Genomic DNA, 16,295 nt, shown 5'->3' on the forward strand with positions numbered 1-16,295 from the left:
TCATCATTTTCCTACTTTCTTTTTATAGTAACTGATTCTACTACAAAATATTAACTTTGTCAATACAAATAGTATAATACTTTTATATAAAACAACTATATTTTTTAATTCATTTATTTTTATAAATATATTATAAACTTTTTATAGCCTATGCTTCGCGAAAAGTGCAAATATTTGAACCTAATATATAAACATAAAAATTTTTAGTACATATCTAAATTATTTTATATATAATCTTTAATTTTATAACTTCATAACAAAACAACTACTAAATGTATATTGATATATTAATAAAAAATGTTATTATATATGATATTATAATATGTATATATAAATTTTATGAATATTGAGTTTTTACTTAGTGCTAAATTTAATAGGGCTCTTCCTACAAAAGACAGACTATTTAAATCAATAGTATCATCTCTAAATGAAGTAAATATTAACCCTCTTGTTATGCTTTCAGAATATTCTATATTAGATGAAGAAAACTCAAGTACATTGATATACTCTTTTCACCCATCTGCTGACCCTGTGTATTTTGAATATAAAGAAGGTACATTATATGTAACTATTAATAGCGGAATTTTGGGTGCTGGGTATCATAGATTTATCATTTCTGTATTAGACAGAATTTCAACAAGATTAGATATTGTATTTAAAGAAGATAAAACATATAAAGATTATAGCGGATATTTTAAAGAAAAAAAATTTGATAAACTAAAAAATTTCTTTGCTGCTGCATTAAATGAATATTCAGAGAGTTTGCTTGCCAATGAAGAGTTTAAAGACTTTATGATATCTATGCCTTATGATTATCCTATGATAGAAAAAGAATATTATGCTCTTTCTCCTTTAGGGTATTGGGGAAAATCTTGGTTTAATAATTTAGTTAATGCTCCTTTAGAAGATAAATATAATTTTGCAAGAGAGTTTTTTATTTGGAATGATGAAGAGATTAATGCTGATTTTTGGTTTAAAAGTTTAAATAGTATTATATGGCTTTATTTCCCATTTAGAGAGATTATAGATGATAAAGAGAGAGATGTATATAAAAAAATAATTTACTGTTTTCAAGAGGCATACAAAAAAGATAAAACACTGCCATATCCTTGGAAAATACTTTCTGATATAGCATACTATTTGGACGATGATAATTTAGCTAAATTTATAGAAGCCAATAAGAAAAATAATATTCAAATGGTTAATACAGATATTGGATTTAGAAAAGAGCATGCAAGATATTCTATTGCAGGAGGATTTAATATTTCTCTTCCTATGAGTTTTAATGTTTACAGAGATGATAAAACTTTAGTAGAGTTTAAAAACATACATACATACATTGCAATGCAGGTATATTCTTTTGCTAACGATGAAATTGATGCTATAATGGAATATGTTATAAAACAAATGGATGTAACGAAAGAAGAAAAAGGCGACCTCACAGATATAAAAATAAAAAATATAAAATCTGCTGTATATAAAAAATCTATAGATAATGATGATTATGTATTTACTGTAGTAGCAGTTTCAAAAAAGCTAGCACTTCTTGCATGGTTTACATACAATGGCAAAGAAAACGAAGAATTATGTATAGAGGCTATAAAATCTATAAGCATATATAATTAATTCTTTATATTAGAATATTCACAATGAGATTTTTAAAAAAAATTACTAAATTAAAAATTTTAAACATATAATTTATTACATAAATTTTTGTTTTATTCAACTTTTTCCCGCAGCAAAAAGTTGCAAAAAGTGCAAGTATTAAATTAGTATTTAATTATATAAATTATATTTTAGTTAAAAATGTATGTTAAACAACTAATTCTTTAGATTGGCGTCTTCACAGTACTCTCTTCCCTCTTCATAATATAAAGGCAATTTATCTGCTCTATAATATAATTCAGATTTCGGCATATCAAACTTAGCCTTAAATAAAACTTCTTTGGTTTGTTTATTTACTTCTAATATAGTTTTTATAGTGCCGTATGTTAAAAGCAAATTATTTTCTTTAATATCAGCATCTGAAGTAATTCTCGAATAAAGCGAAGCATCTCTAAACTCATCTGTTTTAACTGCAGTATAAGAACCATGCTCGCCTGTAATACTATACTCTACATATCTTGAGCCTTTAGAGTTTCTGTTGGCATCTCCCTGATTATCAAGCATGCCTAAGTTTCCGTTTTCTAAAAGTATTAATGCATGCTGATTTTTTGGTCCGTCTGTAAGTGCATCTCCTTTTACTCTGTATGCATCTAATGAAGGCAAGTCTTTTAAGCTGTCTTTATAAGGAATCTGACCATATGCATTTCCTGTTCTTGTGTTTAAGTTTTCATCTGCAAACCACCATATAAGTTTCCAATCGCTATAGTCAATTGCAAATACTCCTAAATTCCTTGAAGAGATATAAAGTATATCAGTGTCTTTGTCATAAACAAGTGAGTTGGCATGAAACCAGTCTATAGATTTTTGTTTGCCGTTTTCATCTGTAAATATATTGTTTTCATCAAATATTATTCTATTTAATATTCTTATTTCATTTTTATCATTATTAGGAAGCACTATATCTCTTATGATAGAAGCAAAAGCCATCTTCCTAACTATATTTCCAGAAAAGTCAATCTCTGTAATCTCATCATCTCCTCCCCATTTGCTTGCAGATAAATAAATATAATTATCATCTTTTTTTATAGTGTCATGATGAGAATTGCTCGGATATTTTACAAGCTCCTTTCCAAGCATATTATAAATTTTGCCTTCATACATAGGATATATTAAAAACTTATTGCCCTCTATAGCTATCTTTGAAGCAGTAACTCCTTTAATAAAATATCTTACATAACCATTTTTTGATATACCTATAGTAGCAGTAGGATACCAACCATTAAAATACTGAACAAAATATAATTCAGGATTATTGCCGTCATCATTTGTAAGCTTATTAATTTCTATAGTATATTTTGAATCAATGTACACATCATCATGATAAATCTTTTTTATATAATGATTTTCTATGATTTCTCTTCCAGCGTCATTGATAATAATTGTATTTGTAGCCTCTGGGAAAAGTCCATGTATTTCAAACTCTTTGCCGTAATTAGCAGGATAGCTGTGAATTATATCAGGTTCATTGTATAGCCCTTTAACAGTTACAGTTATTGGATAATTGTTTGTATTGCTTATAACATAAGAAGCAGATAATGGAGCAATATCATAAGGGTTTAATATTATAGTACCTAACGGAGTAAGTTTATTTGGGTCAATAATATTTTCTTCTAACTCCTTTTCATTTGCACTACAGTTTACTATAAAGAAAAAACTAAATAAAAAAGTTAATAGAATGTTTTTCATGAGCAGCACCTAAATATAATATATATATTATATACCAAAAAATTAGAAGTTTGTAAATTTTTTTGTTGTTCTTTTAAAATATAAATTAAATATAAAATAATATTATAGTAAAAAAAATGCAGTCCTTTTGCTTCTTTGGGACACCACCGAGTAGGTGCCTTGCCGCAGGCACGCAGAGCGTCGGCAAAAGAAGTGTGGTGCTACCCTACGGGCACGCTTCGCAGGGGGCAAAGCCCTGCAAATAACTAAAATAAAAAAGCTAAAAATTTTTAGAATATATAAAAATAATTATATTAATTTTTTGTTGTTCTTTTTCCCGCAGCTACACGGTGTGGACTTCGTCAAAGAACCAAAAAGTGCAAATATTTTAGCTTTATAGGTTTTAAATATAAATTAGTAAGATATTACATCTATTATTTAGATTAAAAAAATGCAGTACTTAATAAATACTATAGTTTTAAGGCACATTGATGTTTGAAAGAAGTTCCTCTATAATCATATCGCTGCTCACATTCTCAGCTTGTGCCTCATAACTTACACTAATTCTATGTCTTAAAACCTCATAAGCAACTGCCCTAATATCTTCCGGTATCACAAAGCCCCTGCCGTTCATCATAGCATTAGCCTTAGCTGCCTTTGTAAGATATATACCAGCCCTCGGAGAAGCACCATAATCAATATACTCCTCTTTAAGCTTATACTCTATTGGGTTTCTTGTTGCATCTATTATATTAACTATATAGTCTAATAACTTATCTTCTATATATATTTGTTTAGCTAATATTCTCAATTTGTTTATTGTTTCTATTGTTGTGATAGGTTTTACTTCCTCTGGTTTTGAAGAAGACATATTTTTTATTATAGTTTTCTCTTCGCTTTTTAGAGGATATTTAACAATTACCTTTAGCATAAATCTATCAACCTGTGCCTCTGGTAATGGATAAGTACCTTCCTGCTCTATTGGGTTTTGAGTAGCTAATACTAAAAACACTTCTGGAAGTTTATAAGTTTTATCTCCTATTGTAACTTGATGTTCTTCCATAGCTTCAAGCAAAGCAGATTGTACTTTAGCAGGTGAACGGTTTATCTCGTCTGCAAGTATTATGTTTGAAAATATTGGTCCTTGCTTTGGTAAGAAAACTGAATTTTTAATATCATATATCTCTGTACCTATAATATCTGCAGGAAGCAAATCTGGCGTAAACTGTATTCTTTTAAAAGTTGCATCTATTGTAGAAGCTAAAGTTTTAACTGTAAGCGTTTTTGCAAGTCCCGGTACTCCTTCAAGCAATACATGCCCATCACATATTATGCCAAGCAAAAGCTTATCTATCATATTCTCTTGACCAACTATAACTTTTTTAATTTCATCTTTTACTGCATTCACAACATCTAATGCCGCATTAGCTGCTTCTGAAATAGCCTGTAAATCTTTAGTCATAAACTCTCCATTTTAATTTTTATGCTGTTTTTTTATAAATTTATATAATAAGTATACTATAAGAACTATAAGTACCCACTGCCCAATCATTATAATTAAAAATGAATTGCCAAACACTCTAATATTATATTCTCTCAAAGGTTCTTCATTTGGTATTAAATTATTTCCCCTCTCAAGTTCAAAATAGCGAGCTTCTAATTCTGGTATTTTTAATTTGCCTTTGTTAATAGGCTTTAGTGTATATATTATTTTATATATAGTTTTAATATCAGTATTTTCTTTATCTATAGTTTCACTTTCTATTCTTTTATTTATTATTTCAAAATCGCTTATAGAGTTTTCATCTAACCCCTCTGCCTTAAAACTATTAGCGTCCCCTGTAAAAGTTAAAGTATATTTTATATTTTGCCACTTATATATACTCTTTCTATTAACCTTACCCTCAACAGAAACCATTGAAAAAACTGTAGTATTAATAATCATTATAAGCAAAATAATATAATATCTCATAGCTTTTTAGATTATAATAAAACGCAAAAAAGTCAACCTAATTAGATATATTATGCAATAAATTGAAATTAAATAAAATTAAATATATAATTAATAAAAATATATTTCAGGAGTATTGTAATGAAATTTTTTATAGATACAGCAAATGTTGATGAAATTAGAAAAGCTAATGAGATGGGGGTTATCTGCGGAGTTACCACAAACCCGTCATTAATAGCAAAAGAGGGAAGAGATTTTAAACAAACAATAGAGGAAATTACTACAATAGTTGATGGTCCTATTTCCGGAGAGGTGAAAGCCACTACTGTAAAAGCAGAAGATATGATAGCTGAAGCAAGAGAAATCGCTAAAATACATAAAAACATGGTAGTAAAAATCCCTATGACTGTAGAAGGTTTAAAAGCTGTAAAAGTATTATCTAAAGAAGGAATAAAAACTAATGTTACTTTAATATTTTCAGCTAATCAGGCATTACTTGCAGCAAGAGCAGGTGCAACTTATGTTTCTCCTTTCTTAGGAAGACTTGACGACATATCTACTGACGGACTTGAACTTATTAGAACAATATCTGATATTTTTGCTACTCATGCAATAGAAACAGAAATAATTTCAGCAAGTGTTCGCCACCCTATACATGTTACAGAATGTGCTTTAGCTGGTGCTGATATTGCTACTGTACCTTATAATGTAATTGAACAAATGACTAAACACCCTCTTACAGACCAAGGTATAGAAAAATTCAAAAAAGATTATGAAGCAGTGTTTGGTAAATAATTTATAAATTTATATTAGCTTTGCATATAGTATTAGTGCAAAGCTAATTTTTTATTATAGTCAATTTATAGTCAATGAAAAAAAATAATATTAAAAAAAATATAAATAAACTTGTTAGTCTAATACCATTATTTATTATTATCATACTGATATTATGGTACAAAACACCAATCAACGGTATAAATTGCTATCCTCAAAGCGTAGAAAAAATTAGTATAGAGTATGAAAATAAAATATTGAATATTACAAACACAAACGATATAGACTTTATTATAAAAAGCTTAAACAGCATATCTCTAAATAAAACAATACCAATTATTAAAGAAAACAGTAATAGCTATAAAATAAATATAATAAGCACAAATAAAAATATACCAAATGATATTATAATATATTCAAAAGACACAGCTTCAATTGGACATTTCTATTATACAGATAAAAACACAATGCTTCCATATGATTATATAAAGAATATATTTTCTAATAAATAAAAGATATTTTTTAAGTTTTTTATTTGTGGTGGCTTTGCCCCCTGCGAAGCGTGCCCGTAAGGGTACACACCCCCCACTTCTTTTATTGATATAAAAGAACCTTATATCCTTCGGATACGCTTCGCGAAGAACTGCATTTTTTAGCTTAAGATGTTGGTATTACAATATAAGTTTATACATATTCCAAACATACAAAGTTATAGTACTTGCACTTTTTGGTTCTTTGACGAAGTCCACACCGTGTAAGGCGGGAAAAAGAACAAGAAAAAAATCAATATAAATTATTTTTCTCTTATTATCACTAAATGTCTTTCTTTTTCCTTTGAAGCTAACTTCACTATATTAACATCATATTTATGTATATCGTTAATCTCTTTAAGCTCTTCTTCTATTGTTTGAAGTTTACCCTTATATGCTATTAGAGAGGCATTTTTGGTTTTTATTTTTTTAAATATTCTAATGAGAGTTTTTATATCAGAAAATGCCCTTGATGTAACAGTATCATATTTCTCTTTTAATTCATATACATTTTTTGATACAACATTTACGTTGGTTAGATGCAATTTTTCTTTCGCTATAAGCAGAAAATCTGACTTTTTATTTTTAGATTCACATAATGTAAACTTTTTATCATTATACATTATCGCAAGCGGTATAGAAGGAAGTCCTGCCCCGCTTCCAACATCTATAATATTATCATAATCTCTAAATATATCTAAAGCCAAAAGAGAATCAAGAATATGCTCATCTAAAAAAGTCTGAATATCTTTAGCCCCTGTTATATTTATATTTTTATTATAATCCATGGCTAAAGATGCATAATCTATTATCTTTCTTTTTTTTAAATCATTATCATCATCTTTAAATAGAGATAATCCATCTAATTCAATACACAAATCATCATAAATCATATTACCAGCCTAATTTTTTAGCTGCATTTTTAGCATTATTGCCAGCAGAAACATTGGTAACATTATAGCGGATTTCTCTTTTGTCAGTTTTACTCTTCATAATAAACTCTTTTGGGTATGGTATATTATTAACTGTAGTATAAGAGCCTAATTCAACATTAACAACATTATCCATAAATGAAGTAGAAAAACTTCTTACGCGGAAAGTAGAGGCAGAAAAAACTATAGTATCAACTCTGTCATTGTAGCCAATTTTTAAAGTATGCCAATTTTTTCCCAATGTGATATTGCTGCTTATTATTTTTTTGTTTAAATCTATAAATTTATAATCTAATATATCAGCATAAAGCTTTGGAAAACGCATAATAGGAGCTTCTAATGCAAACGTATTAAAGTTTCTTTTAATAGTTTCCTGAGAATCTTGTGTGTATAATGTAAGTTCATTATTAATAACTTTAGCGTCCATTATCACTCCTCCCAAAAGCCCGTCTAATGCTGTCATATATTTATTATTATTTTCATTTTTATAATAATTAACTATCATAGGCATTTGGTCTAAATCATCTCCGCTGTAAAAAGCTCCGCCAGATGAATAAAGCGAAGTAAACGGAGATTTAGAAAACTTATCAAAAGCCTCTTTCATCACTTCCTGTTCATTTTGAGCAAACACTGTACCTACAGAAAATATAAATAAAAATATATAAACTATCCTTTTTTTTATCATTATCTCTAACCTCTCTTATTTTGTTTTTTTAGTTATTGTTTATTATTTTCTATTGATGATATTCTCTCTTCTATTCTCTTTGAATCAAAACTATTGTCCTTGTAAATTGAAGAGATTGATTTTCTATAATATTTTAATGCATTGTTAAAATCTTTTTTAGCATAATAAACATCTGCCAAATGTGAATAAATTTCAGCCTTAGATGTTTCATCGGCATAAAATGCTGCTTTTAATAATAATTTTAAAGACTCATCATAATTGCCTTTTAAATAATATCCAAAACCTAAGGTGTCTATATAATGAGGAGATTTAGGCTCTATTTTTACAGCATCTTTAGCAAGCGATATTCCCTTATCTATATCAATATTTAAATATATCAAAGCCCAAGCTAAGCTATTTAAGCCCTCAGCAGAATCTTTATTTATAGAATATTTGAAATTAGCATATTCCATAATAGAATTAGTATTAGAAACAGAAATTGCTGTAACATAAGGTATATTTAATCTATAATCATTAGTATTAAGATTTTTATTTCTCTTAAAAATCTCTAAATCTTTATTTAAAAAGTTATTAGCATTATCAAAATCATTATTTAAATAATATACATAAGATTTCAAATAGCTGTAATAGTCTTTTTCTTTTTCAAACTTTTCAATATTTTCTATAGCAAAGTTATATTCTCCTATATCTGCAGAAGTCATAACAAAAGAAACTAATTCATTTTCTGCTATATTGCCTTTTTTTAATGAAGCATATTTATAAAGCATTTCTTTTGCAGCTTCTTTATTATTTTGCTCTTCAAATTTCAAAGCAGCTTGTAAATATAATGTGTAGAGTTTTTCATTTTTGCTGTCATAATTAATGATATTTTCTATATGTTTAGGCAAAGCATCTATATTGCCAAGCATTAAATAAAAACTAATAATATCCATCTCTGCTTTTATTTTTTCTTCCTTGCTTCCTACTTCATTTACAAGTTTATAGTATGTTTGAATTATATCTAAATCTATTTTTGACCTGTCTATATCTGTTTCTATAATATTTAAAGCATTGCTGTATCCATTATTTTTAGCTTCTATAATAACAGATAATACTTGAGGTATAGTTACACTATTATTGATTTGTGAAAATAATTCTTCATTATATTTATCTGCCATAAAACTTAAATAGGCACTCAAAACAGAAGCATTAGGGTTTTCTAAGCTTTTATTATATGCTTCATCATAGTTTTCTAAGGCTTGATAACTTTTTATTACAGCAAATTCTGCATCTTGCCTATCTGTAACAGACAAAGAATTATAATTAAGTTTGTTTAGTCTATCTATTGCATTTTGAAATCTGCTTAGATAAAAATTACACATTCCATAATAAAAATTATAATACTGCAGATAATTTTTACTTGCAGGCTTTGAAGTGTTTACCTTGTCAAAATAATAAACAGCATTTTGAAACTCTCTTTCATTAAAATTAATAAACCCTAATAATATTAAAGTGTCATTGTAATTTTGGTCTATTTCATATGCATTTTCAAGATAATACTTTGCCTTTTTTAAATTCCCTACAAAAAATATGTTTCTCTCAGCTGCTTTAATTAATATATCTACATTTTGAGAATTATTTAATACAAGAAAATCATATATCTTTATGCTTTCATCAATTTCACCTAAAGCCTCATGAGTTTCAGCAAGAGAAATATATATATCATCATCTTGTATATATTTTAATACCTCTTTTAATATCACTTTTGCATTTTCTAAATTATTAATGCTCTCTTGATTACGCACCCCGCTTGCTAATGCTTTTTCTTTATAGTATAGAGCAAAACTATATGCCGCCCTTGCCTCTTCTTCATTTCTAATATATCCGTTTTCACTATAAGTGTTTGTAGAAGTATAATCATTAGTTGAAGAAGTTTGTGCATTAAGGGCATTCAACCCAATTATAAGTATTAGCAATATGTATTTACACATGTTTACCCCGCGTAGGTTTATTATTTTTTTATTAATTAATACATATTCGTCAATTATATAAAAAAGCATAAGATAACTATTTTTGTAAAATTATTTATTTAACTTTTTTTTAATTATATCAAAAAAACATATAAAAGTAAATTAAGCATTATTAAATATAATTACTTTAAATAATAATTTAGCTATGATATACTTTATAAGAGAGAGAGTTTTATGAAAAATATTGATATATCAAAAAGAGTAGAAAATATTATAAAATTACTTTCTAATGGGCTTTATGAGAGAGAAAATATTGTAGCATTAACTCTATTAAGTGCCATAGCAGGAAAGCCTATATTTTTATATGGTCCTCCGGGAACTGCCAAAAGCTTTATAGCAAAAAGAATATCGTATGCTTTTAAAGATTCAAAATACTTTGGATATTTGATGCAAAGATTCAGCACCCCAGAAGATATATTCGGACCTATTAGTTTGGAAGAGTTAAAAAATGATAGGTATGTAAGAAAAATTGAAGGCTATTTGCCAGATGCTGACTTTGCTTTTTTAGATGAAATTTGGAAAAGCAGCCCTGCAATACTAAATACGCTTCTTACTATAATAAATGAAAGAATATTTAAAAATGGAGTTAATGAAATAAAAGTTCCATTAAAAGCATTAATCTCAGCAAGCAATGAAACTCCTCCGGAAGGTCAAGGTCTTGAAGCATTGTATGATAGATTTATCATGCGGTTAAATATAAAAAATATCAAAACTAAAGATAATTTTGAAAAAATACTTCAAAACACTGAACTATCTTCTTTTGTAGATATAGATGATAACTTAAAAATATCAACAGATGAATGGTTAGAAATTAGAAAAAATGCTAATGAAGTTAAACTTTCAAAAACTGTTATTGATATTATTCATTATATAAAGCTTTCTTTAGATAAGTTTAATGAAGATAATATTAATATATATGTATCAGACAGAAGATGGCAGCATATAGCATATTTATTAAAGCTGTCGGCTTATTTAAGCGGTAAAGAAGAAGTTGATATTTATGATTGCTTTATAATTTATAATTGTTTGTGGAGCAGAGAAGAGCATATTGAGGCTGTAAAAAAGATTACTGAAAACGCTATTAAAAAATATTATAATTTTAATGATTTAATAGATGAATGGAAAAATAATTTTGAAAATATAAAAATAAATAATGAATGTTTTTACTTAGAAAAAGTTTATGATACAGAAAATATTGATGATAAACATTATATAGCAAAAAGTTTTGATGTTGTTATGGACGAATATAATAATAAAGCAGAAACTATTATTTATATACCAATAAAACAATTACAAAAAAACGGATATTTTTACCCATTAGACATTAGCAGAAATCAAACAAAAAAGTTTAGATGCAATTTTTTTTGTACTGATAAATGCGTTGTTGAAATAAACTCTGCAGTAAAAACAAATGGTTTATTATCAAACAGACTTTCAAAAAATTATGAAGTGTTGTTTGAATTTGAGGCTGAGTATCATATTAAAAGATTAAATGCCAAAAAGATAGAAAAAGAAAAGAAAGAAAAATATATAAATATTCTAAATGAATTATTATTAAATATTGATAATATTATTTACAACATTAAAAATAATTTTGAAATCTCAAGAAATATATTTATGTCTGATGAAGAGTTTAATTTTTTTAGAGAGATATTTGATGATTATATAGCAAATCTCGAAAGCGAAAAATTAAACGTTGAAAAATTAAAGAGCGAAATAGAAAATAATGAAACAATTTGATGATATTACTAACAATTCTTACAAAGAAGAAATAAAAAAAACAGAGAAAATGGCGAGAGGGGTGTTTTACGGCTCATTTAATAAAGATGAAAAAATAGAAAAAGAACTGCATACAAAAATTGAAAAATGGAAAAAAGATTTAAATGATTATATATATAGCAATAATCCATATATAGAAAATAAAAGAGAATTAGAAATAGCTAAAAAAGAGTTAGATAAAAAAGATATTAGTAAAAAAGATATAATAAATAATTTGAATATGTTTAACTCTCTTGATATAGACACAAAATTTTGGCTTGATAAATTAGAAAATAATAACATTAATTTAAAGGCTATAAATAAAAATATAATATCAAATTGGAATGAAGTTTATAATAAAAAAAATGATGAATGGACTATAAATGCTATCAAAGAAAAAAGATATAAGTTTATTAATGATATAGAATCTTGGATTAAATTATTAAAGAGATTAAGATATATGTCTAATATACTTAGAATAAAAACAGGTGTGTTATGGGATTTTAGAGTTGGGGAATTAAAAGAAGAAGATATTTCTTTATTAGAGAGATGGGTTAAGTTTATAGAGAATATTGATAAAAATAATTATATAGATAAAATAATAGACGCTATAGGCAAAAAAATAGATATAGAAAAACTAACAAAAAACATAGAATTAAAAAATAATTATTCATACACAAACAAAAAGATTGATTCTAAAGATGAGATATCTGGAATTTATTTTTCTAAAGATATAGAAAACATTATTCCAGAGGAGCTTTCACTTCTTTGCAATGATGAAGCAGAAAAGTTGTTTAAGCTAAAATATATAGAAAATAGAATTATGTGCTTTGACAAAAGTTATTATGCATTTGATGAGTTAGATAAAAACAAAACCGTATCAGGCCATAAAGACGGCAAAGGTGATATGATTATATGCATAGACACAAGCGGTTCTATGAAAGGTGTAAACGAATATATTGCTAAATCTATAATGTTCAAAATATTAATGAAAGCTATATCAGAAAATAGAAATTCTTATCTTATTAACTTCAGCACAGAAATATACACATATAAGTTTAATAATAGTAGCGGCGTAGATGAACTTATAAAATTTTTAAAACTTAGCTACTATGGAGGCTCTGATATATACAAGGCTCTATATGAAGCAAATAGAATAATGAAAAAATATAATAATAATGATGTACTTGTGATATCAGATTTTATAATGGAAGATATGCCTCAATATTTGGTTGATATATGTTTGAAGCAGCGAAAAGATGTAAACAATTTTTTTGCTGTATCCATAGGCAAGTTTCCTTTTGGATATTCTTATAAAAAAGTTTTTAATAGGCATTGGGTATTCGATATAGAAAGCGGAATAAAAGAAATTAGTTAATTTTTATAATAAAAAAACGGCCCCAACTAATATGAAGCCGTTTTTTTAAAGTGTGCTTTATTTAGGAGAAAAGATTATTTTTTGAAAGTCATCTCTCCGCCATTATCTATTTGATATCCAGCAGATTTATCTTGAGGAGTATTTTGTCCACCACCACTACCACCACCATAAGGTAAATATTTATTATTTATGTTTTTTACAGCATCAGGTATGCTAATAGTAACTTTACAAGTATATGTTTCTTTATCTTTAGTAAACTCAGCTTTATAAGCAACATCTTCATAAGCATTTGCAGTTGAATTATATGGATTAGAAGGATCAAAATTAATACCACTTGCTGCTTTTACCTTTACTTCAAAAGTTTGAGCTGCTTTTTCTTCTGTTAAATCCCAAGGCTCTAAAGTAAAATCATTACCTGATGAGTAATCATTTAATCTATCTGAACTATCATATCTACTAGTAATTAAAGATTTAACAAAAGCTCTTTGAGAAGCTGTTAATTTTGTTACATCTTCACTACTATTTGCTAAAGATATAGAAGCGTTTCCTTCTTGACTAACTTTCATTATAAATTTGCCGTCATCAGTTTTATAAGTACCTACCAAGCCGTAAGTTTTTATTTTTTGACAAGATATAGTTAATACAGCAAAAATGCTTAATACTAAAGTTAATTTTAATATTTTTTTCATTTCTATTTACTCCTTTTTATAATTATTTAGTTATAGGTTTTGTTAATTCTATTTTTATATCATTACCTACTTCAGCTTTTTTAAGAGCTGTTAATTGGGTATTTAAAAGAGTTTTTACTTCTTCAGGCAATGAAGTACTTACTACACATTTATAATTTTCTTTCTCTTTAGTAAAATCAAATTTAACTTCAACATCAACATATTTTGGTTCTTGCGTTGAAGCTGAACCCTGATTAACATTTACTTGTATTTTTGAAGTATAGCTTAAAGTAGTTTTTTCAGCAGTTAAATCCCAAGGCATTAAATTTCCGCCGTTAAAATAAAAATAACGATACATTACATATTCTTCAGAAGTAAGATTTTCTTGAGTAATAGTAGGATCTTTCTTTTCAATATAAGCCCTTCCATCTGATCCAACTGTCATTTTTAAGCTGCCGCCATAGTAAGCACCTACTATACCCATTGTTTTTGCTTTTGTACAAGCAACTGACATTAAAGCTAAAGCCATTAAAACTAAAGCCGCTTTTAAAAGTTTTTTCATTTTTTTTCTCCTTTTAAAAAAAATTATTAATATTAAATAAAAAGCTAATATGATAGCTTAATATTTTAAAAAAATTTATTATTGCAATGCCGAAAGAAAAGGCATAGATGTGTATAAATATTTTTAGATATTTATAATTGATATTTTTTTGAAGATAATTTTTTATTATAGAATATTTATGCGATGCGATGCGATGCGATGCGATGCGATGCGATGCGATGCGATGCGATGCGATGCGATGCGATTTATATTTTCTAAACTAAACATAATATTCATAGTGCTTGAAGCATACCATATTTATACACTTTGTCAAGCATTTTTTATATTAATTCTCAAATATATTAAAAAAAATCTATTTCTAATGCATAATCATCGTTGTTTTTTAGTGCATAATTTTTTGAAACTCTATTAATTCCATAAGGATTTAAATATATTGCAGCTATTTCGTTTTCTGATTCTATTATAGGAATTAAATCTCTATCTTTAAAAGGAACTTTTAAATCTATTAAAATCTTTCTCAAATATTTTTTATCCCCATTCGGATAGCTATATAAAAAATCGCCTTCCTTTCTTTTTCGTATAACAATAGGGAAAGTTTTTTTTATGTATATATTTTTTTTATAATCAATATCTTTATTTAAAACTGTTTTTATATTTATAGTTTTACCAGCAAAATTGTAAACTCCGTCATTATAAACTGTAATTGAATCTGTATTGATATTATTAGTTTTTACAATTTCTAATAAACAATAACTTTTTGCTAAATTATAATTATCAAGCCTTAAAACTATATTTGGTTTTTTTGAATAAATTATTTTTAATATTTCTAATAGCCTTTTTTCTGTTATCTCAATATTGTTTTTAAAAAGAAACTTTATAATTATTTTTTTTAATAAGAGTTTATTTTTAATGTTTTTTATATTTATTTTATTTCTGCTAATTTCTATTTTTTTATATGTTTTATTAACTTTTTTTCTTAGTATATTTGACTCTTCATAAACTCTATAGGCAAACTTTATTATATTATTTTTTGCTTGTAAGTTTATCTCTTCGAGCATTGGTATAATAACATTTCTTAATTTGTTTCTTGAATATTTATTTGTTTTGTTTGATGAATCTTCTCTGTGAGAGAGATTATTTTCTTTGGCGTAATTTTCAATATCTTTTCTGTAGAAGTTTAATATTGGTCTTAATACATATTTTCTTTTTTTGCTTAATGCTTTATAAATGTTTGTGCCACTTCCTTTAATCATTCTATAAATTATTGTTTCTGTTAAATCATCTTTATTGTGTGCTATAAGCAAATAATCATATATTTTTTTATTATAAAGCTCTTTGAAAAATGAATATCTATCTTTTCTTGCCTCTAATTGAGTATTTTTATTGTTGTAGCTTCCTTTCTCTATATGTTTTACGTAAATATCTATATTATAATTTTTGGCAGTATCCCTTGCAAACATTTCATCGCCAATGGACTCTTCACCTCTTAAATTATAATTAACATGAATTGCTATAAGATTATAATTGAGTTTATCTTTAAGTTTGTATGCTATATTTAAAAGTACCTGTGAATCAATACCGCCGGAATATGCTACAGCAAAAGTTATTTTTTTTTCTTTATCAGAAACATTAATATTTTTTTTATTATTTTCTTCATCTTCTTTTATAGTTTCTAATAAAAATTGCTCTACTTCTTTTAACATATTTTTTGGCTTATT

Annotated in this window: 15 protein-coding genes; 6 read left to right on the plus strand and 9 right to left on the minus strand. The window is 26.4% G+C overall.

From position 1 onward, the window contains the following. The first annotated feature begins 339 nt into the window (after window positions 1-339). The gene (locus Q0H31_RS03640; RefSeq protein WP_295295841.1) at window positions 340-1,626 is read left to right on the plus strand and encodes a hypothetical protein; all 1,287 of its coding nucleotides are present in this window, start codon (window positions 340-342) and stop codon (window positions 1,624-1,626) included. A gap of 195 nt (window positions 1,627-1,821) precedes the next feature. Here Q0H31_RS03640 and Q0H31_RS03645 read toward each other — a convergent pair whose 3' ends face one another. From Q0H31_RS03645 to Q0H31_RS03655, 3 genes are all read right to left on the minus strand, one after another. Then, window positions 1,822-3,351 carry an aryl-sulfate sulfotransferase gene (locus tag Q0H31_RS03645; RefSeq protein WP_295295842.1) on the minus strand — a complete coding sequence of 510 codons (1,530 nt, stop codon included), beginning with the start codon at window positions 3,349-3,351 and terminating at the stop codon, window positions 1,822-1,824. A gap of 457 nt (window positions 3,352-3,808) precedes the next feature. Beyond that, complete coding sequence (locus tag Q0H31_RS03650; RefSeq protein WP_147732040.1) at window positions 3,809-4,792, minus strand: AAA family ATPase; 984 nt, start codon at window positions 4,790-4,792, stop codon at window positions 3,809-3,811. A 12-nt stretch (window positions 4,793-4,804) separates the two neighbouring features. Further along, on the minus strand, window positions 4,805-5,302 hold the full coding sequence (locus Q0H31_RS03655; protein WP_295295844.1) for a BatD family protein: 498 nt from the start codon (window positions 5,300-5,302) through the stop codon (window positions 4,805-4,807). Window positions 5,303-5,422: 120 nt separating this feature from the next. Between Q0H31_RS03655 and fsa the strand changes: the two genes are divergently transcribed. Together fsa and Q0H31_RS03665 are read left to right on the plus strand one after the other, a co-directional pair. Next, the gene (gene fsa / locus Q0H31_RS03660) at window positions 5,423-6,076 is read left to right on the plus strand and encodes a fructose-6-phosphate aldolase (protein ID WP_295295845.1); all 654 of its coding nucleotides are present in this window, start codon (window positions 5,423-5,425) and stop codon (window positions 6,074-6,076) included. A gap of 74 nt (window positions 6,077-6,150) precedes the next feature. Next, window positions 6,151-6,567, plus strand: coding sequence for a hypothetical protein (locus Q0H31_RS03665; protein WP_295295847.1), 417 nt, complete (start codon window positions 6,151-6,153; stop codon window positions 6,565-6,567). Window positions 6,568-6,848: 281 nt separating this feature from the next. Here Q0H31_RS03665 and rsmG read toward each other — a convergent pair whose 3' ends face one another. The 3 genes from rsmG to Q0H31_RS03680 are packed head-to-tail and all read right to left on the minus strand — an operon-like array spanning window position 6,849 to window position 10,172. Beyond that, complete coding sequence (rsmG, locus tag Q0H31_RS03670) at window positions 6,849-7,478, minus strand: 16S rRNA (guanine(527)-N(7))-methyltransferase RsmG (protein ID WP_295295849.1); 630 nt, start codon at window positions 7,476-7,478, stop codon at window positions 6,849-6,851. A 1-nt stretch (window position 7,479) separates the two neighbouring features. Next, window positions 7,480-8,202 (minus strand): hypothetical protein, encoded by a 723-nt coding sequence (locus tag Q0H31_RS03675; RefSeq protein ID WP_295295850.1) that lies wholly within the window; start codon window positions 8,200-8,202, stop codon window positions 7,480-7,482. A gap of 32 nt (window positions 8,203-8,234) precedes the next feature. Continuing rightward, window positions 8,235-10,172, minus strand: coding sequence for a tetratricopeptide repeat protein (locus Q0H31_RS03680; RefSeq protein ID WP_295295851.1), 1,938 nt, complete (start codon window positions 10,170-10,172; stop codon window positions 8,235-8,237). 213 nt (window positions 10,173-10,385) lie between these two features. On the opposite strand from Q0H31_RS03680, the gene Q0H31_RS03685 reads away from it, so the two are divergent. Both Q0H31_RS03685 and Q0H31_RS03690 read left to right on the plus strand, forming a co-directional pair. Next, the gene (locus Q0H31_RS03685; protein WP_295295852.1) at window positions 10,386-11,951 is read left to right on the plus strand and encodes an AAA family ATPase; all 1,566 of its coding nucleotides are present in this window, start codon (window positions 10,386-10,388) and stop codon (window positions 11,949-11,951) included. Next, window positions 11,938-13,347 carry a VWA domain-containing protein gene (locus tag Q0H31_RS03690; protein ID WP_295295854.1) on the plus strand — a complete coding sequence of 470 codons (1,410 nt, stop codon included), beginning with the start codon at window positions 11,938-11,940 and terminating at the stop codon, window positions 13,345-13,347. The genes Q0H31_RS03685 and Q0H31_RS03690 overlap by 14 nt, the downstream gene beginning before the upstream one ends. Window positions 13,348-13,421: 74 nt before the next feature. On the opposite strand, the gene Q0H31_RS03695 is transcribed toward Q0H31_RS03690, so the two are convergent. Together Q0H31_RS03695 and Q0H31_RS03700 are read right to left on the minus strand one after the other, a co-directional pair. After that, a complete protein-coding gene (locus Q0H31_RS03695) occupies window positions 13,422-14,036 on the minus strand; it encodes a hypothetical protein (protein WP_295295856.1) in 615 nt (204 codons plus the stop codon). A gap of 22 nt (window positions 14,037-14,058) precedes the next feature. Further along, the gene (locus Q0H31_RS03700) at window positions 14,059-14,577 is read right to left on the minus strand and encodes a hypothetical protein (RefSeq protein WP_295295858.1); all 519 of its coding nucleotides are present in this window, start codon (window positions 14,575-14,577) and stop codon (window positions 14,059-14,061) included. A 148-nt stretch (window positions 14,578-14,725) separates the two neighbouring features. Between Q0H31_RS03700 and Q0H31_RS03705 the strand changes: the two genes are divergently transcribed. Then, on the plus strand, window positions 14,726-14,989 hold the full coding sequence (locus Q0H31_RS03705; RefSeq protein ID WP_295295859.1) for a hypothetical protein: 264 nt from the start codon (window positions 14,726-14,728) through the stop codon (window positions 14,987-14,989). Here Q0H31_RS03705 and tilS read toward each other — a convergent pair. After that, on the minus strand, window positions 14,919-16,280 hold the full coding sequence (tilS, locus tag Q0H31_RS03710; RefSeq protein WP_295295860.1) for a tRNA lysidine(34) synthetase TilS: 1,362 nt from the start codon (window positions 16,278-16,280) through the stop codon (window positions 14,919-14,921). The genes Q0H31_RS03705 and tilS overlap by 71 nt on opposite strands. Between the last annotated feature and the right edge of the window lie 15 nt (window positions 16,281-16,295).

The organism is uncultured Brachyspira sp., from assembly GCF_934747485.1.
GTDB lineage: Bacteria > Spirochaetota > Brachyspiria > Brachyspirales > Brachyspiraceae > Brachyspira.